We start from the raw sequence: 26,848 nt of genomic DNA, 5'->3' as shown, positions 1-26,848 counted from the left end.
GCGGCGAGATAGCCTGGTACCCGTGATCAGCGCGATATCCCTCGGGGGCGCCGAAGCCCCCGGCCTGCGCCCGGCGCACCACCGTGCCCGGGCCTTCGCTGGTCCCCGCCGCCGGGACGACGTGCCGATCTTGGCCGAATCCCTCCCGGACGGCCTTCACGACGACATAGCGTCGACTCCGGACGGACCACCCGCTTCGCGGCGCTACGTCATTCCTTCCTTCACCTACGTCACGCAATGGCGCGCGACAGGAGCCAGAGGACATGCAGACCAAGCTGGACGAAGCAAAGGCCGAGCTGCTCGCGCGGGCGGCCCGGGTAGCTGAGCACAGCCCGGCCGGGGGGGTACTTCCGACTGGGGCCGAGCAGGGCAAGCGGCCCGACCCGGACACCACCCTCGCCTATCTCCAGCGCTACTACCTGCACACCGCTCCCGAGGACCTCGTGGACCGGGACCCGGTCGACGTGTTCGGGGCGGCGCTGTCGCACTACCGGCTCGCCGAGAACCGGCCGCAGGGCACGGCCAACGTCCGCGTCCACACGCCGACGGTCGAGGAGAACGGCTGGACCTCCAGCCACTCCGTCGTCGAGGTCGTCACCGACGACATGCCCTTCCTGGTGGACTCCGTCACCAACGAGCTCTCCCGCCAGGGCCGCGGCATCCACGTCGTGATCCACCCGCAGGTCGTCGTCCGCCGCGACGTCACCGGCCGGCTCATCGAGATCCTCGGCCCCGACTGCGACGCCCACGGCCCCAGGACGTCCCGCCCGCACGACTCCCTCGTCGAGTCGTGGATCCACGTCGAGATGGACCGCGAGACCGACCGCGCCGACCTCAAGCAGATCACCGCCGACCTGCTGCGCGTCCTGTCCGACGTCCGCGAGGCCGTCGAGGACTGGGAGAAGATGCGCGACGCCGCGCTGCGCATCGCCGACGGCCTGCCCGACGAGCCGACCGCCCCCGACCTCCACGAGTACGAGCTCGAAGAGGCCCGGGAGCTGCTGCGCTGGCTCGCCGACGACCACTTCACCTTCCTCGGCTACCGCGAGTACAACCTCGTCGACGGCGACGCCCTGGCCGCCGTCCCCGGCACCGGCCTCGGCATCCTGCGCTCCGACCCGCGGCACGACTCCCGCGAGGACGCCCACCCCGTCTCGCCGTCCTTCAACCGGCTTCCGGCCGACGCCCGCGCCAAGGCCCGCGAGCACCGCCTGCTGGTGCTGACCAAGGCCAACAGCCGCGCCACCGTGCACCGCCCCTCGTACCTCGACTACGTCGGCGTCAAGAAGTTCGACGCCGAGGGCAACGTCGTCGGCGAGCGCCGCTTCCTCGGCCTGTTCTCCTCCGCCGCCTACACCGAGTCCGTGCGCCGCGTACCGGTCATCCGCCGCAAGGTCGCCGAGGTGCTGGAGGGCGCCGGCTTCTCTCCGTCCAGCCACGACGGCCGCGACCTGCTCCAGATCCTGGAGACCTACCCGCGCGACGAGCTGTTCCAGACCCCGGTCGACAAGCTCCGCGAGATCGTCACCTCGGTCCTCTACCTGCAGGAGCGCCGCCGGCTGCGGCTGTACCTGCGCCAGGACGAGTACGGCCGCTACTACTCGGCCCTCGTCTACCTGCCGCGCGACCGCTTCACCACCGGCGTCCGGCTGCGCCTGATGGACATCCTGCGCGAGGAGCTCGGCGGCACCAGCGTCGACTTCACCGCCTGGAACACCGAGTCGATCCTCTCCCGCATCCACTTCGTCGTCCGCGTCCCGCAGGGCACCGAGCTGCCCGCGCTGACCGACTCCGACGTCGAGCGCCTGGAGGGACGCCTGGTCGAGGCGGCCCGCTCCTGGGCCGACGGCTTCGGCGAGGCCCTGACCGCCGAACTGGGCGAGGAGCGCGCCGCCGAGCTGCTGCGCAAGTACGGCGGCTCCTTCCCCGAGGGCTACAAGGCCGACCACACGGCGCGCATGGCCGTCTCGGACCTGGTCCACCTGGAGCGGCTGGACGCCAGCGACCGCGACTTCGCGCTGTCCCTGTACGAGCCGGTCGGCGCCGGCCCCGGCGAGCGCCGGTTCAAGATCTACCGCACCGGCGACCAGGTCTCGCTGTCCGCGGTGCTGCCGGTCCTCCAGCGCCTGGGCGTCGAGGTCACCGACGAGCGCCCGTACGAGCTGCGCCGCAGCGACCGCACCAGCGCCTGGATCTACGACTTCGGCCTGCGGATGCCCGTCTCCGGCAACGGCGACGCCTACCTCGGCGACGACGCCCGCGAGCGCTTCCAGGACGCCTTCGCGGCGGTCTGGCGCGGCGACGCCGAGAACGACAACTTCAACACCCTGGTCCTGAGCGCCGGGCTGACCTGGCGGCAGGCCGTCGTCCTGCGCGCGTACGCCAAGTACCTGCGCCAGGCCGGCTCCACCTTCAGCCAGGACTACATGGAGGACACCCTCCGCAACAACGTCCACACCACCCGGCTGCTGGTCTCGCTGTTCGAGGCCCGGATGTCGCCCGGCCGCCAGGCCGCCGGCACCGAGCTCATCGACGCCATGCTCGAAGAGCTCGACGGGGCCCTGGACCAGGTCGCCTCGCTGGACGAGGACCGCATCCTGCGCTCCTTCCTCACGCTGATCAAGGCGACGCTGCGGACGAACTTCTTCCAGCTCAACGCAGCCGGCGAGCAGCACTCCTACGTGTCGATGAAGTTCGACCCGCAGGCCATCCCGGAGCTGCCGGCCCCGCGCCCGGCCTTCGAGATCTGGGTGTACTCGCCGCGCGTCGAGGGCGTCCACCTGCGCTTCGGCAAGGTCGCCCGAGGCGGCCTGCGGTGGTCCGACCGCCGCGAGGACTTCCGCACCGAGATCCTCGGCCTGGTCAAGGCGCAGATGGTGAAGAACACCGTCATCGTGCCGGTCGGCGCCAAGGGCGGCTTCGTCGCGAAGAACCTGCCGGACCCGTCGGTGGACCGCGACGCCTGGCTCGCCGAGGGCGTGGCCGCGTACAAGATCTTCATCTCGGCGCTGCTCGACATCACCGACAACATGGTCGGCGGCGAGGTCGTCCCGCCGAAGGGCGTCGTCCGCCACGACGAGGACGACACCTACCTCGTCGTCGCCGCCGACAAGGGCACCGCCACCTTCTCCGACATCGCCAACGGCGTCGCGCAGGAGTACGGCTTCTGGCTGGGCGACGCCTTTGCCTCCGGCGGCTCGGCCGGCTACGACCACAAGGGCATGGGCATCACCGCCCGCGGCGCGTGGGAGTCCGTCAAGCGGCACTTCCGCGAGCTGGGCCACGACACCCAGTCCCAGGACTTCACCGTCGTCGGCGTCGGCGACATGTCCGGCGACGTCTTCGGCAACGGCATGCTGCTCTCCGAGCACATCCGCCTGGTCGCCGCGTTCGACCACCGGCACATCTTCATCGACCCGAACCCGGACGCGGCGGTCTCCTACGCCGAGCGCCGGCGCCTGTTCGAGCTGCCGCGCTCCTCGTGGGCCGACTACGACACCGCGCTGCTCTCGGCCGGCGGCGGTGTCCACCCGCGCTCGGCGAAGTCCATCCCGGTGAACGCGCAGATGCGCGAGGCCCTCGGGATCGAGGCGGGCGTCACCAAGATGACCCCGGCCGAGCTGATGCAGGCCGTCCTGCACGCCCCGGTCGACCTGCTGTGGAACGGCGGCATCGGCACGTACGTCAAGGCGACCTCCGAGACGCACGCCGAGGTCGGCGACAAGGCCAACGACGCGATCCGCGTCAACGGCGCCGACGTCCGCGCGAAGGTCATCGGCGAGGGCGGCAACCTCGGCCTGACCCAGCTGGGCCGCATCGAGTTCGCCCGGAGCGGCGCCGGCGGCGGTGGCGGCAAGGTCAACACCGACGCCATCGACAACAGCGCGGGCGTGGACACCTCCGACCACGAGGTGAACATCAAGATCCTGCTCAACGCGGTCGTCGCCGACGGCGACATGACGGTCAAGCAGCGCAACGCCCTGCTGGCGGAGATGACCGACGAGGTCGGCACGCTGGTCCTGCGCAACAACTACGCGCAGAACACCGCCCTGGCCAACGCCAGCGCCCAGGCGCACAGCCTGCTCCACGCCCAGCAGCGCTTCATGCGCCGCCTGGAGCAGGCCGGTCAGCTCGACCGGAGCCTGGAGTTCCTGCCCGCCGACCGGCACATCCGCGAGCTGCTCGGCAGCGGCAGCGGCCTGACCCAGCCGGAGCTGGCCGTCCTGCTCGCCTACACCAAGATCACGGTGGCGGACGAGCTGATCCACACGCAGCTGCCCGACGACCCGTACCTGCGCCGCCTGCTGGACGACTACTTCCCGGCCCCGCTGCGCGCCCGGTTCCCCGAGCAGATCGCCTCCCACGCCCTGCGCCGGGAGATCATCACGACGCTCCTGGTCAACGACACCGTCAACACCGGCGGTTCGACGTTCCTGCACCGCCTGCGGGAGGAGACCGGCGCCTCCACGGAGGAGATCGTGCGGGCGCAGCTCGCGGCCCGCGAGATCTTCGGCCTGGCCGAGGTGTGGGACGCGGTCGAGGCCCTGGACAACGTGGTCGCGGCGGACGTCCAGACCCGGGTGCGCCTGCACTCGCGGCGCCTCGTCGAGCGCGGCACGCGCTGGCTGCTGAACAACCGGCCGCAGCCGCTGCAGATCACGGAGACGATCGAGCTGTTCCGGGAGCGGGTCTCCCGCGTCTGGGCGGAGCTGCCGAAGCTGGTGCGCGGCGCGGACCTGGAGTGGTACCAGCTGGTCCTGGACGAGCTGGCCGGCGAGGGCGTGCCGCCGGAGCTGGCGGCGAAGGTCGCCGGTTTCTCCTCGGCCTTTCCGACGCTGGACATCGTCGCCATCTCGGACCGCACCGGCGTGGACCCGCTGGGCGTCGCCGAGGTCTACTACGACCTCGCCGACCGCCTGGAGATCACGCAGCTGATGGACCGGATCATCGAGCTTCCGCGGGGCGACCGCTGGCAGTCGATGGCCCGCGCCTCGATCCGCGAGGACCTCTTCGCGGCGCACGCCGCGCTCACCGCCGACGTGCTGGCGGCGGGCGGCGGGGACGCCACGCCCGAGGAGCGCTTCAAGGCGTGGGAGGAGACCAACGCGGCGATCATCAGCCGTGCGCGGACCACGCTGGACGAGATCCGGGGCTCGGACGACTTCGACCTGGCCAACCTGTCCGTGGCCATGCGGACGATGCGCTCGCTGCTGAGGGCGCACGCCTAACCGCGCCGCCGCAGCCGAAGGGCCGGGCCCGGAACCCCCAGGGGTTCCGGGCCCGGCCCTTTTTCAAGAGAGTGCTGCGGGAAGCCTGTCGCACGCGCCCGACCTGCATACTCGACCCCACCACCAATCCCTGTGGAGCCACGTGGTCCACGCCGGGTCCACTGCGACCGGCGCGGGCGCGATCGCACCGCCCCCCAGCAGTCCTACAGGTGAAGCTCGGAGATCCTGCTGAGCAAGAGGTTGGTCTGCTGCTCCATGAGGCCGGCGCGTTCTCGACTCAGCTCCTCAAACTGACCATGAGCCGCCGCATTCCGCAGTCCCCCAACTTGCTCAAGATCCTTCGCTTCCTGCTTGGTGATCAGCTCCTCCCGACGGAGAAGCTGCGAGTACGTGCTGAGCGAGGGGCGCTCGGGCAGTTCCAGCCCGCGGGCCTCGATCAGCGCCCGCAGTGCGCTCTCCAATGCTGCACCGCACAGCACGATGGCCGCAGCAGGATGAGTCTGCTTGTCACTCAGTAGCCGCCGCACCTGGCCCATCATGTCCGTGCTGATCAGGCCGACCTCCGACCAAGCGCGAGCGCCCACGACTTCGCTGACGCCCGCTTCCACCTGGCGAACCCAGGTGAGCAGGACATCACCGACGGCGCGAGCTCCCGACTCAGTGGACTGGTTATCTCCCTTGCTTTGGTACACCTCAGCAGCACGGGAGGTCCAGAAGCTGTCCTCACCGGCGTACTGGCGCAGAAACTCCATGCCCGCGAACGCGTTCGCCATCAGGGCAGGAAGCTCCTGATGGTCCGATACCTGCCACCAGCCCCGACCGTCCCCGTTCCGACCGGGCTTCCACACCAGACCTTCTTGCAACGTCTGGGCCAGTGAGCGAGCGTACGAGAGGACCTGCTCCTGATTGGGCATATCAACACTCCGACTGCAGCGATGGAACTCTCGATCATCGCTGCAGAAGCTCACGTGCACATACGGTTTGAGAGTTACATGAGACTGTCGGTATGGCCAAGGAGTACCGAGTCGGGATCGTATGCACCGATAGGGGCCAGCACGCGCGAGTCCGTCTGACGATGGCCCGACGCGAAGCTGATGGCAGCCATGGGATGACCCATGCCTTCAGATACTTCGCGTCACCCATGCGGAACGCCGAGCCTGGGTCCATGATGGGTCGCGGTTCATACGTCTTCAGGTGCCCAGCATGCCCGCGCACGCCCCAGGTTGAAGCGACAAGGTGGTGGCAGCTCGTAGACGAAATGCGAGCTGCGGGCTTCACTGAGTTGGACGTCTCGTTGCTACCATGAATCTGCTGCCGTATGACTAGGGCAGCCCCTGGGCGAGGACGGGGTCACTTTCCAGTCACGTACGTGACGTTCGCCGCAAGCCCGCTCATCCGGTGGGTAGCTTTAAGCTGCCCATGGAGAGCACATGCAGGGCTTTCTCATCGACATCCTCGCCAATCTGGCGGCAAGCACTGTCACTACTATCGGTGCACTGGCGGGCCGGAGTGCACTCGCACGGTGGCGTCGCCGCGGTCGTCAGGAAGGCAACAACAGCTAGCCCTAGCTTCGTAACTGGCTGACAACAGATTGGCCCCCGCTCACGGTCTTGAGCGAGGGCCAATCACTCTTATCCGTGCCTCCTCAGGCCGGACACCTATTCGTCACTATGACGTGAATTTGATTGAACCTGGCAGTCCGTAGCTGTAGCTCTGCGATGCTGGAGACCGATCGAGAGGGGCCGCAGCGATGCAGTGGAAGATCCACGGTGAACGTCCGATCTACGAGAACAGCTGGGTGAACCTATGGCTCACCGACGTCGAGACGCCGGACGGGAACCGCTGGGAGCACCACGTCGTCAAGCTCCGACACCTGGCCGTGGCTGCCGTGGTCAACGAGCGACGCGAGGTGCTGATGATGTGGCGGCACCGCTTCATCACGGACGCCTGGGCGTGGGAGCTGCCCATGGGCCTGGTCGAGGAGGGCGAGACGCCGGCCGACGCAGCTGCCCGTGAGGTGCTGGAGGAGACCGGCTGGCGCCCCGGCCCGATCAAGCCGCTGATCTACGCCGAGCCGGCCAACGGCATCACCGACTCCCAGCACCACGTCTTCCGAGCCGACGGGGCGACGTACGAGGGTCCGCCGACCGAGAAGAACGAGTCGGACCGGATCGAGTGGATCCCGCTGGCCGACGTGCGGAGCATGATCGACCGGCGCGAGATCGTCAGCAGCGGCTCCCTGGTCGGGCTGCTCTACGTGCTCATGGACGAGGCGATCCGCTGACCTGACGGGGCAGCACCTCCCGGAGTCGGGACTCGAACGCCACCGCGGCCGGCTCCCGACGGAAGGGCTCCAGCTGCTCGTAGAACTCCCGGAGGTGGCCGGCGACTCGTTGCGAGCTGACGGCCGCCGCCGGGGCAAGGGCGTCCATGGCCGTATGGCATGCCTCGTCGAGTTTGCCGCGCTGGAGCTGGGTGCGGGCAAGCCAGAAGGCGTGGAAGGCGCGGCCTCGGTGGTTCGACTGGTGTTCTCGGCGGAGGGCGTCCGCGATAAGGGGTTCGGCGAGGGCGGCTTCGCCCAGGCGGCCGTGCGCGATGCCGGTGTCCACGATCAGCTTCGGTTCGTCGAAGTAGGCGACCCAGGCCGGGTCCGGATCACCAGTGCTGATCCGCCCGAACTGGGTGTGGGCTTCCGAGATCGCGGTGTGGGTCGCGCCGTGGTTGCCGAGGGTGGCGTGGGCGAAGGCTTCGCGCATCGCGAGCATGGCCAGCACGCGCGGTGTCGTCCCCGCAGCCGTTCGGGCCTGGTCCTGGGCGGCCGTGACGAGTGCGAGGGCGTCGCCGGGCTTATCCTGGTAGGTGGCCTGGAGGCTCATGCAGGCGAGGACGTTGGCCATGAACTGGCGGTCGCCGATGGCCTTGGCCAGTCCGAGGGATTCGGTGAAGTAGGCCCGTGCCTGGTTGTACTGGCGGGCGTCGAAGTAGGTCCATCCGGTGAGCCGGGCCAGCTCGGCCGCGATGCTGTGCAGGCCGTCCCGTAAAGGAGCCGGACGCTGCTCCTTGAGAAGGTCGACGACGTAGCGGAGCTGGCCGACGACCGCCGGCCGTAAGGTCTCGCCGCCGTGCTCGTCGTCCCGGCGCCAGTAGTCCGCGATCGACGAATGCAGCGCGTCCAGCGTCGAGGCGCTGAGATCCCGCTCGGCCGCCAAGGCGAGGATGCTGTCAACGTCCGCCCCTGGCAGTCCGGCGGCAAGCGGTTCGACGGCTGAGGCCGGTACCTCGGCCGGTTCGCGGGGTGTGACCGTCAGGCTGGGCGGCGTCTCCCAGGAGCGTCGGGCAAGTCCGAGCATGTGTCCGGGGATGCGCAATCCGTCCGAGATCCGTTCGATCACGTCCATGTGCAGCAGCTGCCGCCGTCCGGCGATCACCTCACCCACGCGGCTCGGGGTCAGGTCGCAGCGGCGCGCGATCATCGACGGGTAGATGCCTGCTCGTGCCTTGACCAGCTGAAAGATGCGGCCGAAGTCTCTGGCCTGGCATGCCTCGATCATCACTGGGTCCGTGAGCAGGCTGACCGGGAGTTCCTTCGAGCGAGACGGCTCGGGCATCGGGCACGCTCCGGCATGAGGACTACGGATCGCTGCACTTGGTCAACCGAGGGTGATGTTACCCAAGTTGGGTAATCCGCTTGGCCTTTCTGGCCGGGCCCGCGGATCGCGATGCTCCTGACCATGGCGAACGGACAGGACGACGTACGGATGACGTTGCGGGTTTCCCGTGACTCCGGCCAGACGTGGGGGCCTCGCACAGAGGTACGCGTGGGCGAGGACCCGGTGGTCCCGGAGAACCCGGGCCGCTACCCGCCGTGCGTCTGCCCCCGGTGCTCGAAGCAGGGACAGAACGCCGTCGCGTCCTTCCGGATGGTGTCGTGATGCGGTGCGCGCACTGGCGTCGGGTGCCCCTCGACCTGGCACGGGAAGCGCGGGAGAAGTCGACCGCCCTGTACATCGACCGGGCGGTGCAGTGCCAGCTGTCTGCGCACGACGAGGGTGAGCACTTCGGTATCCCCACCGACGCCGGCGCGTACGGGACCGCACTGTGGCTCCGCTGGCACGGGCCGGACGAGACGGAGCTCGTCGTACTGCCGGACTGCCCGGTGACCGCCCCGGGGCCCGACGGCGAGGGCTGCTGTCTGTTCGCCGACCACACCGCGCAGCACACCTGGGGAGACGCCCTGGAGGAGGTCTCGTGCACCAGCTGATCGCGAGCCCGCACAAGCCCCGGCGCCCTCGCTCGCCTCGCAACGAACGGTGCGGGGACTGCGGTGGCAGCGGCGCCAACTCGTCCGGCAAGACCTGCGGCACCTGCAACGGCCTGGGCGAGATCCACTGCCGCGTCGGCCGCCAGGAGTCCCGTGCGCTGTCCCGCTCCGTGATCCGGAAGGAGGGCCACCGATGGCCCACGCACTGATCGCCTCCCCGTTCCTCGACGGACACCTTCTCCTCAAGCCGGGAGCACGGGCCGGCGCCCGCCTCTCCTCCGACCACTACGAGGGCCTGCGTCAGGCCGCCACCGGCGGTGAGTCGCTTCCCGCCTGGGCAGTGCAGACCGCCGCCGACGTGTGGGGCCTGGACCTGGGCGGCCAGACCGCACAGGGCACGGTGCTGGTGCGCGAGCCGTCCCCGTACGGATACTGCCGGGCGTCCTGGGAAATCAACCTCGGCTGCAACTTCGGCTGCAAGCACTGCTACCTCGGCGAGCGGCCCTTCTCCGGCCTCGGCTGGGAGGACAAGGTGCGGCTGCTCGACATCATGCGCGAGGCGGGCGTCCTCTGGCTCCAGATCACCGGCGGTGAGCCCACCATGGACCCCCACTTCCAAGGCGCCTACCGGTACGCCTGGCAGGCCGGGATGATGCTCACCATCTCCACCAACGGCTCGCTGCTCTGGCGACCTGACCTCCTCAAGCTCTTCCGAGACTGCCCGCCCTACCGCCTGGTGGTCAGCATGTACGGGGCGAGCGAGGAGTCCTTCGACACGCTCACCCAGCGCCGTGGGGCGTGGAAGGCGTTCCGGCGCGGCATGGACGCCGCACGTGAGGCGGGGCTGCCGCTGCGGATCAACGTCGTGGTGACCGAGGACAACGCCTCCGAGGCCGACGAGATGGCCACCCTCGCCGACGAGTGGAACGTCGAGAACCACGCGTACACGAATATGACGCCCACGTTCTATGGCGGCGGTGAGCCGCTGCTCGCCCAGTCGGCCGCCCACCTGCGGCAGCGCAAGCCGTTCGCCGGCTGCAACGCGGGACACACCTTCTTCCACGCCGACCCCCACGCCAAGGTGTCGATCTGCAAGGTCGGTCGCGACGATCAGATCGACCTCATGGCCGAAGGCATCGACGGCCTCACCCGGCTCGGCGCCATCGCCGACCGCCTCATGCTTCGCACCGGAGGGTGCGAGGGCTGCGCCCTGTCCGGCACCTGCCGGGTCTGCCGCCCCCTGGCCAAGCACTACCAGGAGGCCAAGGCGCCGCTGCACAGCTACTGCCAGCACGGAGACAAGGAGAACGCCTCATGACCCCGCCCGTACCGGTGACCATCCTCCCCGGCCCGCCGGCCTCGGCCCGCCGCGCCGCCCCTCCTGTCGCGACCACGTCGATCACCGCCGTCCAGGACCTCGACGTGATCGTGGAGAGCGCGGAGTGCTCCTGCGATGCCGGGGACGACAACCCCCACTGACCGACACGATCCGGTCAACTCCGTTCAGGCCCTGGCGCGCTCGCGTCGGGGCCTGAGCCCTGCCCGGCCCACCATTAGGGTGCCGCTCATGTTCTTCCGCTGGGACTGGCTCCGGCCCCAACTGACCGCGCCGATCGTGCCGACTCTCGGTCCCATCCATCCCGATGCCCTGACCGTCAGCGTGTTCGAGGACATCCTGCGAGCGGCCGACACGGGTGACTTCCTGCCCTACGACAAGGACCGGCGCTGGGGCGGCGAGAAGGACGAGAAAGTCCTACGCAACGACGTGGTGCACCAGCGCGAGCACACCCTCATCCCCACCCTGAGTCGGCGTGAACGCGGCACCGTGAAGGTCTTCGGATACGGGCCCCCTGACAGCATCGTGGATGAGGCCGCCGAACTGGCCGCCAAGCTCGCCGCCGCGCACGACGTGGTCAACGCCCGGGTCGTACGCCCCCTCGGCCCCGAGACCACACACCCGCGGGGCACCCGCATCCAGCTGAAGAACTTCACCGTCGGCCCCTGCCCCGACCCAAGTGGTCCAGTCCGGCCCGTCACCGCCTGGCCGACCGCTGTGCAGGAGACCTTCGCCCCGTTCGCCGAGGCCATGGCGGGCGATGGCCTGGCCTTCCTCCACACCCAGATGCAGGCCGGCCAGTGCGGCCCGGTCCTCGCCGCCGCCATCGAGGACCGCGTCGTGGGCGCGATCGGCCCCATGGAGGTGCTCCCCGATGCCATCGGACGCCCCCAACTCATGCCCCAGTACTTCACCGTCCTACCCGAGGCCCGAGGCCAGGGCCTGGGACGCATCCTGTGGCGAGCAGCGATGCACTGGGGCCAGTCCCACGGCGCTGCCTACCAGCTCCTCCAGACCGAGGTCGACGGCCCCTCTGACCGGCTGTGCCAGGCCGAAGGACTGACCTCCCTCGGCTTCACCCACACCACAGCGGCGTAACCGCCGGTTCCAGGATGCCGCGAGGTCACAACCTGTCCAGTGTCTCTCGAGTGATCCACTGCATCGCCGCGCCTCGTCACCATCGATCCGTGTGTTGTGGGCGTACGTGATGTACGTCGTCGAGCCGACGCCTGGCGCGCACGATTGGGCTGGGCGTTCGGCCTCATAGCCGACGATCCCGCTGAGCGAGAGGCGGCACTCGCGCATCTGGATGGGGCCCGGAGGAGCAGTATCAGGAGCCGGCCTTCAAGCGGGCGCGCGAGGTGTACGCAGACATGTGTAGCCATTCCCTGCCCGAAGGACTGTGGGTGGGCGAGGGCGCCCGCGGGCCGAGTCTGCGCTATGCGCTTCTCTTCCTGGAGTGGGAAGCGCGGTTCCCCCGCGAGTGGACAGAGCGTGCAAAGGCGTGGGGCACTAAACAGTCGCTCATCGAAGCTCATCGACCTCGTCGAGATCGTCGTCCAGCGGGCCTACCGCTGCAAGGACCGTGAGTACGTTCGCGTCGCACGAGCAGTCGACGGTGAGGTTCTCCGCCACAGGCTCGGCACGGCCGCCGCCTCGGACAACCCATGGGCACGCCTTCACGCTGGCTATGTCCTCTGGCTTCTCGATCGCCCTGAGGTGCCGAACACGCGCCACGCTTGGCGAACGTGGGTCGCGGAAGCGTCCGGAAGGCAGCGTGGTTTCTCCGGTCCCTGCGGATAGTTCCGGGCTCCGGCACGCACCCGTCCCCCGTGCTCCCGGCGCCCGCCCTGAGTGTCAGGGTGTTCACGCGCCAACCACCGCCCACGCTCCGGCTGTTCGCTCATGCAGGCGCGGGTTTCCACGCCGCCCCAGCCACAGCTGGTTGAACGGCAATCCGCGGTAACCGGTGCGGACTTGGCATGCCCCCCGCTCCTCCTGGCCGTGCCGCCGCACCCGCGAGCAGATCACTTGCCTGGGCGGCTGCGCCCGACCGATCAACCTCGTCGGCCACACCATCACCCGCGACCACACCACCGGCGAAACGATCCGCTCGTACTCCACCAGCGACGCGCCGGGGTGGGGGCGGCGGCCGAGGCGGTGGTCGCTGGGGTCACGGGTGGTCGCTTTCGACGTGGTCCTTCGCGGGGCTTCGGGCATGGTCGTGCGCGGGCGCCGCGCAGCACGGGGCGACGAAACGGGTCCGTATCGTCGCTACGGGGACGTTACGGCCCCGCCGCCGTCGGGTTCGCCCGGATGTCCATCGAGGGCGTCGCCTGCCGGGCCGGTGTCGGCAAGACGGCCGTCTACCGGCGGTGGAAGTCCAAGCTCCCCCTGGTCCTCGACCTGATCGGCGCCTTCGCCGCGGACGGCCTGCCGGCGCCCTCCACCGGCTCCCTCCACGGGGACGTCCGCGCCCTCCTGGAGGTCTTCGCGAACCTCCTGCGCCACCCCGTGGCCTCGGCCGTCATCCCCGACCTGCTCGTGGAGGCGGCCCGCCACCCGGAGCTCGCGGACGCCGTCCGCGGAGCCCTGCTGGAGGGCCGCCGGCGCATGGCCCAGGCGGTCGTCGCGGCGGCGCAGGAGCGCGGCGAACTGCCCGCCGGCGTGGACCCCGCGGCCGCCTTGGACCTGGTGGCCGGGCCGCTCTACTGGCGCCAGACCGTCATCGGGCAGCCGCTCGACGGCCCCGAACTCGACGTGCTGGCCCGCCAGGTGGTGGGGGCCTGAAGGCGGCCCCCGCGGCGGGGTGAGCAGCAGCCGCCGGCGCCACGGGCCCGGCGGCAGCGACGCCGGCTCGCCGCCCCGGAAGGACCGGACGGTCACGGCCGGAAACCCGGTCCAGCGGCCGAACCGGGGCACGGCACACCAGGGACCGGCGCGGGCATGCGGCCCGGAAACCCCCCCGCTGCCGCGACCGGCGTACGGGGCGTTCACCGATCGGGAGACGCCGTCACTTCACGGCGCCGGCCGTCACCCCCGTGGTGAACTGCCGCTGGAACGCGAAGAACACGGCCAGCGGGACGGCCATCGACAGGAACGCCCCCGGGGCGAGGACGTCGATGTTGGCGCCGAACTGGCGGACCTGCTGCTGGAGGGCGACCGTGATCGGCGGGTTCGCGGAGTCCGCGAAGACCAGCGCGACCAGCATGTCGTTCCACACCCACAGGAACTGGAAGATGCCGAGCGAAGCGATCGCCGGACCGCCCAGCGGCAGCACCACTTGGGCGAACAGGCGCAGTTCGCCGGCCCCGTCGAGCCGGGCCGCCTCCAGCAGCTCCCGCGGGATCTGCGCGAAGAAGTTCCGCAGCAGGAACACGGCGAACGGCAGCCCGAAGGCGGTGTGGAACAGCACCACCCCCGCGGTGGTCTCGAACAGGCCGACCGCGCCGAAGAGTTCGGAGACCGGAATCAGGGCCACCTGCACCGGCACCACCAGCAGGGCGACGACGGCGAGGAACAGCGCGTCCCGGCCCGGGAACTCCAGCCAGGCGAAGGCGTACCCGGCGCACGAGCCCAGGACGAGGACGAGCAGGGTCGCCGGGACGACGATCGCGACGGTGCTCAGCAGCGAGCCGGTGATCGCCCCGTCCGAGAGGAGCCGCTCGTAGTTCGCGGTGGTCAGGCGGGCCGGGGCGGTCAGCGCCCGCCACCAGCCGCCCCGGTCCAGCTCGCCGGCGTCCAGGAACGAGGAGACCAGCAGGCCGATCGTCGGCAGCAGCCAGAACAGGGCCGCCAGGACCAGGAAGACGCGGACCGCCCCGCCGGCCGCCTTGGACGCCGCTGCGTGCACGAAGCTCATCGGCGGGCCTCCCGGCGCATCCGGCGGATGTTGTAGAGCATCACCGGCACCACCAGCACCAGCAGCAGCACCGCGATGGCGCTGCCGAGCCCCGCGTCGGCGTCGGTGCCGAAGGACGTCCGGTACAGCTGGAGGGCCAGCACGTTCGCGTCGTCCTGGACCGAGCCCGGGGCGATCACGAAGACCAGGTCGAAGATCTTCATCACGTTGATGACGAGCGTGACGAGGACGACCGCGAGGACCGGCGCCAGCAGCGGCACCGTGATCCGGCGGAACACCTGCCACTCGCCCGCCCCGTCCACCCGGGCTGCCTCCAGCAGCTCCCGCGGCACGGCCGCCAGCCCCGCCGCGATCAGCACCATCGCGAACCCGGCCCACATCCACACGTACGCCCCGATGACCGCCGGCGTGACCAGCGCCGGACCCAGCCACTCCACCCCCGCGTACGCCTCGCGGAAGTTCGAGGCGGGCAGCCGCAGCAGCGCCCCGTCCGCCTTCGCCGACAGGGTGAACGTGCCGTCGGGGCGGGTCGTCGCCGACTCGACCACCCGGCCGTTGCGGACCGCCTCGACGCGCATCCCGGCGAAACCCGACTCCGAGCCGTCGACCGTGTTCGGCCGGCCCCCGCCGCCCCGCGTGAAGTCCTGCCAGGCCGTCCCCGTCACCTTCCCGGGCTCGGCCGGCGCCGCACGGGCCGGCCGGGTCCCCTCCGGCAGCGCGTCCGGGGCGACGCCGACCAGCGGGAGCAGCACCGGCGTACCCGCCCGCACCGGTTCTCGCGTGGCGAAGCCGCCCGCGGCCGCGCCCTCCTCCGGGACCAGCGGCGAGTCGCGGCCGGGGCGGGCCCGCGGGAACGCCGAGGCCGGGGCGAAGGTGTCGTGCACCCCGACCCAGACCGCGTTCGCGACGCCCCGGTCGGGGTCGTGGTCGTAGACCAGCCGGAAGATGATCCCGGCGGCCAGCATCGAGATCGCCATCGGCATGAAGACCAGCAGCTTGAACGCGGTGCCCCAGCGCACCCGCTCCGTCAGGACCGCGAAGACCAGGCCGAGCGCCGTCGCCACGGCCGGCGCGAACACCACCCACACCGCCGTGTTCTCCACCGCCGTGCGGACCGCGTCGTCCCGCAGGAGCTCCGCGTAGTTGTCGCCGCCGACGAACACCTCGCCCGAACGGTCGAAGAGGCTGCGCCACACCGAGTAGCCGATGGGGTGCACGACGAGCGCGCCGAGCAGCACCAGCGACGGCAGGAGGAACGCCGCCGCGACCAGGCGCCGGCGCCGGGCCTGCCGGGACCCCGCGGTGCGCCCGGTGTGTCCGGGCCGCCCCCGGTCCCCGCCCCGCCCGGACGGCGCCGACAGCGCGGGCACGGCGGCCGGTGCCGCCGTGCCGTCCGAGGTCGCCACCGGGTCAGTTCCCGTAGGCATTGGCTGCGTCCGCCTCCAGTCTGGCCTGGGTGCCCGCCACGTCCGACGGGTTCGCCAGGAAGTCCTGGAGGGCCTTCCACTCGCCCGCGCCCGGGGTGCCGCCGAACGCCGCCGGCGCCTGGTCCGACATGTCGAAGCGGAAGTCGTCGCCCGCCGCGATCAGCGCCTCGGCGATGCGGCGCTGGATGGCGTCCGGGTAGGTCGCCGGGTCCACCGACTTGTTCGGTGAGACGAACCCGCCCTGCCGGGCCTGGATCTCCGCCGCGTCCGGCGACGCCAGGAACGTCAGCAGCGCCTGCGCGCCCTTCGACGGCTTCAGCGCGACCGCCACGTCCCCGCCCGACACCACCGGAGCCTTCTCTCCGACCGCCGGGAACGGGAAGACCAGCGCGTCCTCGCCGATCTTCGCCTCGGTCTGGGCGATGTTCACCGCCACGAAGTCCCCCTCGAAGACCATCGCGGCCGCCGGCCGGTCCCCGCCGGTGAACGTCTGCGTCACCGACTTCGGGAACTCCGTGGCCAGCGCCCCGCTCGGGCCGCCCGCCAGGAAGTCCTTCCGGCCGAACAGCTCGGCGAGCGTCGTCAGGGCCTGCCGGACGCTGTCGTCCGTCCACTTGATCTTGTGCTTGGCAAGCTTGTCGTACTTCTCCGGGCCCGCCTGCGAGAGGTAGACGTTCTCGAACCAGTCCGTCAGCGTCCACCCGTCCGCCCCGGCCACCGACACCGCCGGGGTGCCGGACGCCGACAGCGTGTCCGCGGCGGCGATCAGCTCCTTCCAGGTCTTCGGCGGCTGCACCCCAGCCGCCTCGAAGGCCTTCGCGTTGTACCAGATCAGCGACTTGTTCGCGGCCTTGTAGTAGACCCCGTACTGGGTGCCGCCGACGGCGCCCAACTCCTTCCAGCCCTGCGAGTAGTTCTTGTCGAGCTGTGCCTTCGCTTCGGGGCCGACCGGCTGCACCCACTTGTTCTGCACCGCCGCCGTCAGCGCCCCGACCTGCGGGAGCAGCGCCACGTCCGGCGGCTGACCGCCCGCGATCTTCGTACCGAGGAAGGTGACGATCGGGTCCTGGGCCGGGACGAACGCCACCGACGCACCCGTCCGCTTCTCGAACTCCTCCAGGACCTTCGTGAAGTTCGCCTGCTCCGGCCCCGTCCAGACCGCCGAGACCTCCAGCTTCTGCCCGTCCAGCCGCGGTAACTCCACCCGCGGCGCGGCCGACGGCCCGCCCGGCGGATCGGACTTCCCCGCGCCGCCGTCCCCGCAGCCCGCCAGCAGGAGGGCTCCCGCCGCGGCCAGCGCCGTCCAGGCGGCCGGGGCGCTCCTCCTGCGCGTGTGCGTACGGCTCGTTCCCTGCCCGTCCATGGCCTTCCCCCGATTCCCGTGGTGTGACCTGACCCCAGGTCTACGCCCGCGCTGCGCACCCCGCAATACCGCCTCCGCGGGCGGACGCGGCCGTACGGGTCACGGACCGCGGGCCGGGGCGCGGTCCGTGGGGCGGCCCGGACGGGGTCAGGGCGCGGCCGGGAAGGGGACGGGCACCGCGGAGACCAGGTGCGCGGCCCGGTCCAGGGCGCTGGCCAGCAGCGCGAGGTCGGTGGGGCCGTTGCCGAGTTCGCGCACCGGCCGGCGGGCGGGCGGATCACCCATCCGGTCCCACTCCAGAGGGACGACGGTCGGCCGCTGCGTCGCCGTCCGCGGGATCCGGCCGGTCACCCGGCCGCCCTGGAACGGCACCGCCCGCCCGTCGGCGCCGTGCAGCCGGCCGCGGCCCGGCCCCGGCCGGTCGGGCGGATCCAGCTCGACGCGCAGCGGGTTGCCGCGTACGAGTTCGGTGTCGGCCGTGACGTCCGGGCGGGCCGTGGAGGCCACCAGGTGCACGCCGAGCGCCGCCCCGTCGCGGGCCACCGCCTCCAGCGCGCGCACCACCGAGCCGGCGGCGGGGCGGCCCGCGCTGCCCAGGGCCGGGGCGACCAGGGCGTCGTAGTCGTCGACGAGGACCGCCAGCCGGGGCAACGGGCCGGGGCCGGGGGCGGGGTTGGTGCGCACGGCGGAGGCGCGCAGCCGGAGCGTGCCGGTCCGCGGCGGGGCCGCGTCACCGCCGAGCTGCTCGCCCGGCGCGGGCCGGCGCGGGGCGACCATCCGGTCGGACACTGCGCGGCGGGCGTGCCACTCGGCGAACGGGACACCCTCCAGCAGCTCGGCGCGCCGCTTCAGCTCGGCGCCGAGGGCCTGGGCGAACTCCCGCATCCGGACCGGGTCGGAGGCCACCAGGTGGGCGCAGGCGTGCGGGAGTTCGGCGGCCGGGGCGAGGCCGTCACCGCGTTCGCCGCCGGACCCGTCGACCAGGAGCAGGCCGAGCCGGTCCGGCCGGGCGGCCGCGGCCAGCGAGGCGGCCGCCGAGCGCAGCAGCTCCGTACGGCCGCTGCCGGCCGGGCCGGTGACGAGCAGGTGCGGCCCGTCCTGGACCAGTTCCGCCCCGACCGGGCCGGCCTGCCCGCTGCCGAGGACGAGCTCGGCCAGGCCGCCGACGCCCTGCCCCTGCTCGGTGGCCTCGGCCCAGCGGGCCATCAGGGACGCCGGGGTGGCCCGGGCCAGCCCCAGCTCGTCCAGCAGTCGTGCGGCGGCCGGGAGCGCGGCGGCGGCCGGCCGCTGCGGCTTCCCGCCGGCCGGCTCGGCCTTCAGTGGGGCGAGCGCGCGGGCGAACCGCTCGGCCCAGGCGGCGGACACGGCGTCGGCGGTCGCGGTCGTGCCGGGCGGGCAGGGGCGGCCGCCGGCGACGGCGAAGGTCCGCACGGCCGTGGCCACGTCGCCGCTGAGCAGGGCGGCCGCCCCGCAGTCCCGGAAGGCGGGGGCGGCCGCGCAGGCCGCCTCGTAGGTCTCGGCGAGCGGGGAGGCGGGCGTCGAGGCGGGCGTCTCCGCCAGGACGAGGACGTGGATGCCGGCGGCCGGGCCGTGGGAGGCGAGGCGGCCGGTGAGGTCGCGCAGGGCGGCGGTGCCGGGGTCGCCGTCGACGACGAGCAGGGTGCGGGGGCCGCCGTGGGCGGCCGCGGCCTCGCGGACGCGGGAGGGGTCGGCGGCCGCCCAGTCGGCGCCGAGGGGCCCGGCGTCGAGGCGGCGGGTCAGCTCGCCGGTGCGCGCGGCGGCCTGGTCGCGGTCGTAGGCGAGGAGCAGCCGGCAGTCCTGGCCGTGCGCGGGCCGGACGTGGGGGAGCCAGCCCAGCCAGCCCCACTCCTCGCGTCGCTGCGCGACGGTACGGGCCCGGTCGGCGCTGATCAGGACGATCTCCAGCTGCGCGGGCGCGTGCAGGGCGGCGAGCTGGGCCACGACCCACCGGGCGACGCCCGCGAGGCGGGCCCGCGGTCCGGCGATCGCGAGGGAGCCGCAGTCCTGGAGGGCGACGCGGCTCCCGGCGCCGAGGCCGGCGTCGAGGCGGCCGGGCGGCCGGGACCACAGCCGGGCGGTGGGCCCGAGGGCGGCCAGCAGCAGGGCGGCGGGGTCGTCGGCGTCGGGCACGGCGGGGGCGGGCGGCCCGGCCGGGGCGTGCTCCGGGGGCTCCTCCTCGCCGCGGACCCACTTGCGGGCCCAGGCGCCGAGGCCGCCGAGGGGGCGGCGGGGGGCCGCGGCGGAGGCGGGGGTGGTCGGGGCGGGCGCGGCGGCGGGCGGCGCCGGGGGGACGGCCGGGGCGGGCGGGGCGGCGGGGTGCGCGGTTCCGGCGGGGCGGTCGCCGGCGGGAGCGGGCGCGGCGGGCCCCGCGGCGGGGGCGGCGGAGGGCGCGGGTCCGGCCGGGCGGAGGTGGCCCTCCAGGTCGGGGACCACGGGCAGCGGCGGCGGGGCCCCCTCCGCCAGCCGCAGGGTGGACTCCCCGATCCGCAGCAGGGCGCCCGGTGCCAGGGGGACGGGCCGGCGCCCGACCTCGGCGCCGTCGAGGGTGGTCCCGTTCGTCGAGTCCAGGTCCGCCACGGCGACGCGCCCGTCCGGCAGCACGGTCACCGTGCAGTGCAGCCTCGAGACGTCCGGGTCGTCCAGCGGCACGTCGGCGTCGGCCGAGCGGCCGATCCGGATCATGCCCGGGTGCAGCAGGTGCACCCCGCCCGCGTCGGGCCCGGCCACCACGTGCAGCTGCGCGCCCTCCGCCCCGTCGGGGGCGGCGTCCGGGACGGGGCCGTGCAGGCCCAGGACGGCGCCGTCCACCAGCGGCGGCTCGCCGAGGACGTGGCGCTGCGGGTCGAGGCGGCGCTCCCCCGCGTACAGGACGGCGGAGCCGCCGGTGTCGGGACCGCCGGCGGTCGCGGCGAGCCCGGAGGCGACCGCGGAGAGCGGGGTTCCGGCGGGCGCGGTGACGAGGACGTCACAGCCGGCGGGCACGGTCTGGTGGCCGCTGCGCGACCCGAGGACGGTCAGCCGGATCTGCATCGCCGTCAGCGGTCCCTTCTGCGCGGTGCGCGGTGCGTGCGCCCGGCGGGGACGGCGGACAAGCCCGCCCGGCCCCCCACCCGGCACGGCGCGTCGTCCGGTCAGGTCTGTACGGGAGCGCGGGCTCCCCGCCCCCGCTTCCGCACGGGTGCATCCTCGCACCTGTTGCGGACGACACGCCCGGCACCCGCAGATAAATGATCTTGAATGAGAGGGGTGCGGTGCAAGGGGCGTGCGCGTGCGGATGCGCTCCCCCGGGAAACGCGAGGAGAGCGGCCCTCCACCGGGGCAAAACGCCTCCGGCATACGCCGCGAACATCACACTTCGCACATATGTGCGGCAACCAACCGCCGCCACCCGGCGTCTTTGCGGAGGACACCCCCTAGAGTGGGCCGCAAAACCGAACGACATGCACCACCCACCACGACAGCAGGGAGCGCGAGACGTGCGGCCAGTCGGCAGCAAGTACTTGCTCGAGGAGCCGCTCGGGCGCGGCGCCACGGGCACCGTCTGGCGAGCCCGCCAGCGCGAGACCGCCGGCGCCGAGGCCGCCGTGGCCGGACAGCCGGGCGAGACCCTGGCCATCAAGGTCCTCAAGGAGGAGCTGGCCCAGGACCCCGACATCGTCATGCGCTTCCTGCGGGAGCGCTCCGTCCTGCTGCGCCTGACCCACCCCAACATCGTCCGCACCCGCGACCTCGTCGTTGAGGGCGACCTCCTCGCCCTGGTCATGGACCTCGTCGAGGGCCCGGACCTGCACCGCTACATCCGGGAGAACGGCCCCTTCACCCCGGTCGCCGCAGCCCTGCTGACCGCGCAGATCGCCGACGCGCTCGCCGCCAGCCACGCCGACGGCGTCGTCCACCGCGACCTCAAGCCCGCGAACGTGCTGCTCGACGAGGGCGACGGCCGCATGAAGCCGATGCTCACCGACTTCGGCATCGCCCGCCTCGCCGACTCCCCGGGCCTGACCCGCACCCACGAGTTCGTCGGCACCCCCGCCTACGTCGCCCCCGAATCCGCCGAGGGCCGACCGCAGACCTCCGCCGTCGACATCTACGGCGCCGGCATCCTGCTCTACGAACTCGTCACCGGCCGCCCGCCGTTCGCCGGCGCCACCGCGCTCGAAGTCCTCCACCGCCACCTCAGCGAGGACCCGCAGCGCCCGCCGAGCCTGCCCGAGCCGCTGTGGATCGTGATCGAGCGCTGCCTGCGCAAGGAGCCGGGCGAGCGCCCCAGCGCCGAGAACCTGGCCCGCGGCCTGCGCGTCGTCGCCTCCGGCATCGGCGTGCACAGCGCCCCCGCCGAGGTCGAGGCGGCGCTCGGCGTCGGTGCGCTGCTCGCCCCCGACCCCTCGCCCGCGCCCGTCCCGGAGACCCCGGCGGCCGGCCCCGGCACCGCGGACGCCACGCAGGTGCTGCCCGGCCGCACCCCCGGCCAGGACGGCGCGTACGACCCCAACGCCATGACGAGCGTGCTGCCGCCGGTCGGCGCCGCCGACGCCACCACCGTGCTGCCCAGCACGGCCGGCCCCGGCGACGGCGTCCCCGAGGCGGCCGCCACCTCTGTCATGCCGCCCGTGGAGCGCCCGGACCAGCCGCACCCCTGGCAGACGCAGATGCGGGCCGCGCGGGACCGCAACGAGCAGACGCAGATGCACTACCTCGACCCGAGCGAGGACCCGCTGCGCCGCCGGCCGCAGCGCCAGGCGCCCCCGCCGCCGCCTCCGCAGCAGCGGCCGCAGCAGCCCCCGCAGTACCGTCAGGCGCCCCCGCCGCAGTACCCGCCGCAGCCGCAGCACCCCCAGGCGCCCCAGTACCAGCAGCCGCCCCAGCAGCCGTACTACCCGCAGCCGCAGCAGGCGCCCCCGCCGCCGCAGCCCTACCGGCAGCAGCAGCAGCCGCAGGCGCAGCCGTACCGGCAGCCGCAGGCCCCGCAGCAGCCGCAGCAGGCCCCGCCGCCGCAGCGGCCCGCCCGCGAGCCCCGAGAGCCGCGCCGCCGCAGCGCGAACCCGGTCCGGATCCCCGGCCTCGGCTGCCTCAAGGGCTGCCTCGTCATGATCCTGGTCTTCTTCGTCGCGGGCTGGCTGGTCTGGGAGCTCACCCCGCTCCAGGAGTGGATCGGCACCGGGAAGGGCTGGTTCGACCAGCTCTGGAGCTGGGGCACCGGCATCGTCGACTGGGTCACCTCCCTCGGCGACGCCGCCGGAACGGGCAGCGGAACGGGCGCGGGCACACCCTGAACGGGCCCGCACGGTCCCGACTTCGTGGATTTGTCGACATCCGGGACGTGATTTCGCCCGCAGAAGTGAAGGTCACCGTGTTCCGGGGCGCCGGGCGCCCGCGCGACCGCATAGCTTTGGTGCCGTACGCCAGCCGCTGAGGGAGCAGTCGTGGCACGGAAAATCGGCAGCCGGTACACCGCGCACCAGATCCTGGGTCGCGGAAGCGCGGGCACGGTGTGGCTCGGCGAGGGGCCCGACGGGCCCGTCGCCGTCAAGCTGCTGCGCGAGGACCTCGCGTCCGACCAGGAACTGGTCGGGCGCTTCGTCCAGGAGCGCAGCGCGCTGCTCGGCCTGGACCACCCGCACATCGTCTCGGTCCGCGACCTCGTCGTCGACGGCAACGACCTCGCCCTGGTCATGGACCTGGTGCGCGGCACCGACCTGCGCACCCGGCTCGACCGGGAGCGCCGCCTCGCCCCCGAGGCGGCCGTCGCGATCGCCGCCGACGTCGCGGACGCGCTCGCCGCCGCCCACGCCGCCGGGGTCGTCCACCGCGACGTGAAGCCCGAGAACGTCCTCCTCGACATGCAGGGCCCCCTCGGGCCCGGCGGCGCCCACCCGGCCCTGCTCACCGACTTCGGCGTCGCCAAGCTGATCGACACCCCGAAGCGGATCGGGGCCGCCGCGGGCGGCGGCGGGCGGGCCTCCGCCACCGCGACCCGGATCATCGGCACCCCCGACTACCTGGCGCCGGAGATCGTCGAGGGGCTGCCGCCGCGCGCGGCCGTGGACATCTACGCCCTCGCCACCGTGCTGTACGAGCTGCTCGCCGGGTTCACGCCGTTCGGCGGCGGACACCCCGGGGCGGTGCTGCGCCGCCACGTCACCGAGACCGTGGTGCCGCTGCCCGGCATCCCCGAGGAGCTGTGGCAGCTGATCGTCCAGTGCCTCGCCAAGGGGCCGGCCTCCCGGCTGCGGGCCTCCGAGCTGTCCGCCCGGCTGCGGGACCTGCTGCCGATGCTGGCGGGCATACCCCCGCTGGACGTGGACGAGCCCGACGACGCCGAGCCCGAGCCGGAGCAGGCCGGGGAGGCGCCCGCCGCGCCCGCCCGGCGGCGCGGGGCCGTCCCGCTGGTGCCGGGCTCGGCGACGGACTCCAACCGGGACACGCACACCTCGATGCGCGTGCCCGGCCCGGAGGAGCTGGCCGGGGGCGCGCTCGGCACCGCGCGGGTGCCGCGCCCCGCGGGCGGGCACCGGCCGGGGTCGGCGCGGCACCGGGCCGACACCGTGCGCCGGAGGCGGCTCGTGCTGTCCGCGGGGGCGGTCGCCCTCGCCGCCGCGGTCGGCGTCGGCGGCTGGCTGGCCTCCTCGGACGGCGACGAGCGCCCGCACGCCCCGGCGTCGAAGAACTCGGCCCCGCCGAAGCCCTGAGGCCGCCCCCGGCGGGCCGCCCCGCGCCCCCCGGGGTCGCAGGTGCGGCTGCCGGGCCGCCGGTCAGGCGCCGACGAGCTCCGGGTGCCAGCGGCGGGCCACCTCCGGGTGGGCGCGTACCCACCCCTTCAGCTCGTTGCGCCCGTACTCCGCGTGCAGCGGGTTCGACGCGTCGTGCGTGAGGCCCGGCGCGGACCTCAGGTAGTCGCCCGGCACCGTCTCCACGACCGCGTCGAGCCGCGGGTTGTAGAAGAACGGCACGGAGAACCGCTCCACCGCGCCCGGCGGGCTCACCACCCGGTGGTCGGTGGCCGTCAGGTACCCCTCCGTCGCGATCTCCAGCAGCTCGCCCAGGTTCACCACGAACGCCCCCGGCATCGGCGGCACGTCCACGTACCCGCCGTCCTTGACGACCTGGAGCCCGCCCACCGAGTCCTGGAGCAGCAGCGTCAGGAACCCGTAGTCCTTGTGCGCGCCGACGCCCTGGTCGGCGCCCGACGGGGCGGACCCGGGGTAGCGGATCAGCTTGGTGTGCAGGTGCGGGCGGTCCGCGAAGGCGGCGTCGAAGAAGTCGTGCGGGGCGCCGATGGAGGCCAGCAGCTCCTGGAGCAGCCGGTGCGCCACCCCGGCGAGCCGGCTCTGCCAGTCCAGGACGACGGTCCGCAGCTCGGGCAGGGCGGCCGGCCACTGGTTGGGCCCCTCCAGCCACAGGTACGCCGGGTCGTCCGGGCCCAGCCGCGGGGCGGGGCGCTCGGCGCCCACGTCGAGCTGGTCGCGCCAGTCGGAGGCGCCGCCCGTCAGCTCGTGGCCGATGCGGGTGTAGCCGCGGAAGTGCGGCGAGTTCAGGTTGCTGACGGCGAGCCTGTCGGCCTCGGGCAGGGCGAAGAAAGCCCTGGTCACGTCCAGTATGCGGGCGCTCTCCGCCTCGGAGATCCCGTGCCCGGTGAGGTGGAGGAAGCCGGTGTCCCGGGCGGCGGCGTGGAGTTCCTTGAGGAACCCGGGCCGCAGGGCGGGGTCGTCGGCCTGGGAGAGATCGATGACGGGGAGGGAGTGCGCGGACGGCATGACGGCTCCGTTTCGGATGTCACGGGGTCCTGTTCCCCGGTGGTGGCGGGGCAGCGGAGGGGGAGGGCCGGCCGGCAGGGATGGCGCCGGAGCCGCGTGGGCCGCGTACAGGACCAAGTCGGATCGGGTGGATCAGGCTTGTGTTCGGTCCGGCGGCTGACAGCTCGTCGTCGTGACACGCATGTGGTCCACATGGCGGCGCTTGACGAGGAGGAGAGTCATACCGTGAGCGTACGCCCGTATCGGCGTCCATCAGAACGGGTGAACCGGACGGGCCGGACGGGCGCGCCCGGGAACCGGCTACGCTGGACCCGTGGCAGTCGTCGATGTTTCCGAAGAGCTGAAGTCCCTCTCCTCGACCATGGGGTCGATCGAGGCCGTCCTGGACCTCGACAAGCTGAGGGCAGACATTGCCGTGCTCGAGGAGCAGGCCGCGGCCCCGTCCCTGTGGGACGACCCCGAGGCTGCCCAGAAGATCACGAGCCGGCTTTCCCACCTCCAGGCCGAGGTCCGCAAGACCGAGGCGCTGCGCGGCCGCATCGACGACCTCGCGGTCCTCTTCGAGCTCGCCGAGGAGATGGACGACGCGGACACCCGCGCCGAGGCCGAGGCGGAGCTCGCCGCGGTCCGCAAGGCGCTGGACGAGATGGAGGTCCGCACCCTCCTCTCGGGCGAGTACGACGAGCGCGAGGCGCTGGTCAACATCCGCGCCGAGGCGGGCGGCGTCGACGCCTCCGACTTCGCCGAGCGCCTCCAGCGCATGTACCTGCGCTGGGCCGAGCGGCACGGCTACTCCACCGAGGTGTACGAGACCTCGTACGCGGAGGAGGCCGGCATCAAGTCGACGACCTTCGTCGTCAAGGCGCCGTACGCCTACGGCACCCTCTCGGTCGAGCAGGGCACGCACCGCCTGGTCCGCATCTCGCCCTTCGACAACCAGGGCCGCCGCCAGACGTCCTTCGCGGGCGTCGAGGTGCTCCCCGTCGTCGAGCAGTCCGACCACGTCGAGATCGACGAGACCGAGCTGCGCATCGACGTCTACCGGGCCTCCGGCCCCGGCGGCCAGGGCGTCAACACCACCGACTCGGCGGTGCGCATCACGCACATCCCGACCGGCATCGTGGTGTCCTGCCAGAACGAGCGCAGCCAGATCCAGAACAAGGCCAGCGCCATGAACGTCCTCCAGGCGAAGCTGCTGGAGCGGCGCCGGCAGGAGGAGCAGGCCAGGATGGACGCCCTCAAGGGCGACGGCGGCAACTCGTGGGGCAACCAGATGCGCTCCTACGTGCTGCACCCGTACCAGATGGTCAAGGACCTGCGGACGGAGTTCGAGGTCGGCAACCCGCAGTCGGTGCTCGACGGCGACATCGACGGCTTCCTGGAGGCCGGCATCCGCTGGCGCAAGCAGCAGGAGCAGACGACGGCCTGAGCCGCCGGACCGTGCGCCCCGGGCGGGGCGCACGGCGCGTGAACGCAGGGCGGGGGGGGGGGAAAAAAAAGGGGGGGGGCTCCCCCCCACTTTTCCCCCCCCCCCCCCCCAGGAGGGGGGACAAACGAGCCAGGAGTGTTTTGTGGGGTGCGACCGCGACCCCCCAC

General features: G+C 72.7%; 17 protein-coding genes. 10 read left to right on the top strand and 7 right to left on the bottom strand.

All coding sequences use genetic code 11. From position 1 onward, the window contains the following. Nucleotides 1-263: 263 nt before the first annotated feature. Nucleotides 264-5,228 (top strand): NAD-glutamate dehydrogenase, encoded by a 4,965-nt coding sequence (locus ACZ462_RS29735; RefSeq protein ID WP_467806963.1) that lies wholly within the window; start codon nt 264-266, stop codon nt 5,226-5,228. 203 nt (nt 5,229-5,431) lie between these two features. On the opposite strand, the gene ACZ462_RS29730 is transcribed toward ACZ462_RS29735, so the two are convergent. Next, nucleotides 5,432-6,001 (bottom strand): DUF4145 domain-containing protein, encoded by a 570-nt coding sequence (locus ACZ462_RS29730; protein WP_467806965.1) that lies wholly within the window; start codon nt 5,999-6,001, stop codon nt 5,432-5,434. A 977-nt stretch (nt 6,002-6,978) separates the two neighbouring features. Here ACZ462_RS29730 and ACZ462_RS29725 point away from each other — a divergent pair. Then, nucleotides 6,979-7,512: an NUDIX hydrolase gene (locus ACZ462_RS29725; RefSeq protein ID WP_467806966.1), complete on the top strand. Its 534-nt coding sequence runs from the start codon at nt 6,979-6,981 to the stop codon at nt 7,510-7,512. Here the strand turns inward: ACZ462_RS29725 and ACZ462_RS29720 are convergent. Then, nucleotides 7,490-8,836, bottom strand: coding sequence for a hypothetical protein (locus ACZ462_RS29720; protein WP_467806967.1), 1,347 nt, complete (start codon nt 8,834-8,836; stop codon nt 7,490-7,492). The genes ACZ462_RS29725 and ACZ462_RS29720 overlap by 23 nt on opposite strands. A 347-nt stretch (nt 8,837-9,183) precedes the next feature. Between ACZ462_RS29720 and ACZ462_RS29715 the strand changes: the two genes are divergently transcribed. From ACZ462_RS29715 to ACZ462_RS29695, 5 genes are all read left to right on the top strand, one after another. After that, on the top strand, nt 9,184-9,489 hold the full coding sequence (locus ACZ462_RS29715) for a hypothetical protein (protein ID WP_467882597.1): 306 nt from the start codon (nt 9,184-9,186) through the stop codon (nt 9,487-9,489). A 193-nt stretch (nt 9,490-9,682) separates the two neighbouring features. Next, the gene (locus ACZ462_RS29710; RefSeq protein WP_467806969.1) at nt 9,683-10,807 is read left to right on the top strand and encodes a radical SAM protein; all 1,125 of its coding nucleotides are present in this window, start codon (nt 9,683-9,685) and stop codon (nt 10,805-10,807) included. Then, entirely contained in the window at nt 10,804-10,968 is a 165-nt protein-coding gene (locus ACZ462_RS29705) for a hypothetical protein (protein WP_382775465.1), read from the top strand. Before ACZ462_RS29710 ends, ACZ462_RS29705 begins: the two co-directional genes overlap by 4 nt. An 88-nt stretch (nt 10,969-11,056) precedes the next feature. Further along, entirely contained in the window at nt 11,057-11,923 is an 867-nt protein-coding gene (locus ACZ462_RS29700) for a GNAT family N-acetyltransferase (protein WP_467806970.1), read from the top strand. A 1,062-nt stretch (nt 11,924-12,985) separates the two neighbouring features. After that, nucleotides 12,986-13,615: a TetR/AcrR family transcriptional regulator gene (locus tag ACZ462_RS29695; RefSeq protein ID WP_467807056.1), complete on the top strand. Its 630-nt coding sequence runs from the start codon at nt 12,986-12,988 to the stop codon at nt 13,613-13,615. Between the two features lie 223 nt (nt 13,616-13,838). Here ACZ462_RS29695 and ACZ462_RS29690 read toward each other — a convergent pair whose 3' ends face one another. The 4 genes from ACZ462_RS29690 to ACZ462_RS29675 form a co-directional block, all read right to left on the bottom strand. After that, nucleotides 13,839-14,687, bottom strand: coding sequence for a carbohydrate ABC transporter permease (locus tag ACZ462_RS29690; RefSeq protein ID WP_467806971.1), 849 nt, complete (start codon nt 14,685-14,687; stop codon nt 13,839-13,841). Continuing rightward, on the bottom strand, nt 14,684-16,114 hold the full coding sequence (locus tag ACZ462_RS29685; RefSeq protein WP_467806972.1) for a carbohydrate ABC transporter permease: 1,431 nt from the start codon (nt 16,112-16,114) through the stop codon (nt 14,684-14,686). The genes ACZ462_RS29690 and ACZ462_RS29685 overlap by 4 nt, the downstream gene beginning before the upstream one ends. Further along, nucleotides 16,098-17,477, bottom strand: a complete 1,380-nt coding sequence (locus ACZ462_RS29680; RefSeq protein ID WP_467806974.1) for an ABC transporter substrate-binding protein — start codon at nt 17,475-17,477, stop codon at nt 16,098-16,100. Before ACZ462_RS29680 ends, ACZ462_RS29685 begins: the two co-directional genes overlap by 17 nt. Before the next feature lie 147 nt (nt 17,478-17,624). After that, the gene (locus tag ACZ462_RS29675; protein WP_467806976.1) at nt 17,625-20,528 is read right to left on the bottom strand and encodes an FHA domain-containing protein; all 2,904 of its coding nucleotides are present in this window, start codon (nt 20,526-20,528) and stop codon (nt 17,625-17,627) included. Between the two features lie 446 nt (nt 20,529-20,974). Between ACZ462_RS29675 and ACZ462_RS29670 the strand changes: the two genes are divergently transcribed. Both ACZ462_RS29670 and ACZ462_RS29665 read left to right on the top strand, forming a co-directional pair. Further along, a complete protein-coding gene (locus ACZ462_RS29670; RefSeq protein ID WP_467806977.1) occupies nt 20,975-22,771 on the top strand; it encodes a serine/threonine-protein kinase in 1,797 nt (598 codons plus the stop codon). Between the two features lie 150 nt (nt 22,772-22,921). After that, entirely contained in the window at nt 22,922-24,187 is a 1,266-nt protein-coding gene (locus ACZ462_RS29665; RefSeq protein WP_467806978.1) for a serine/threonine-protein kinase, read from the top strand. A gap of 63 nt (nt 24,188-24,250) precedes the next feature. On the opposite strand, the gene ACZ462_RS29660 is transcribed toward ACZ462_RS29665, so the two are convergent. Next, nucleotides 24,251-25,252, bottom strand: a complete 1,002-nt coding sequence (locus ACZ462_RS29660; RefSeq protein ID WP_467806979.1) for an isopenicillin N synthase family dioxygenase — start codon at nt 25,250-25,252, stop codon at nt 24,251-24,253. A gap of 313 nt (nt 25,253-25,565) precedes the next feature. Between ACZ462_RS29660 and prfB the strand changes: the two genes are divergently transcribed. Further along, nucleotides 25,566-26,681 (top strand): peptide chain release factor 2, encoded by a 1,116-nt coding sequence (gene prfB / locus ACZ462_RS29655; RefSeq protein WP_114057748.1) that lies wholly within the window; start codon nt 25,566-25,568, stop codon nt 26,679-26,681. Nucleotides 26,682-26,848 lie beyond the last annotated feature (167 nt).

The organism is Streptomyces sp. NPDC031121, from assembly GCF_055570615.1.
This window is presented reverse-complemented; position numbering and strand designations above follow the sequence as displayed.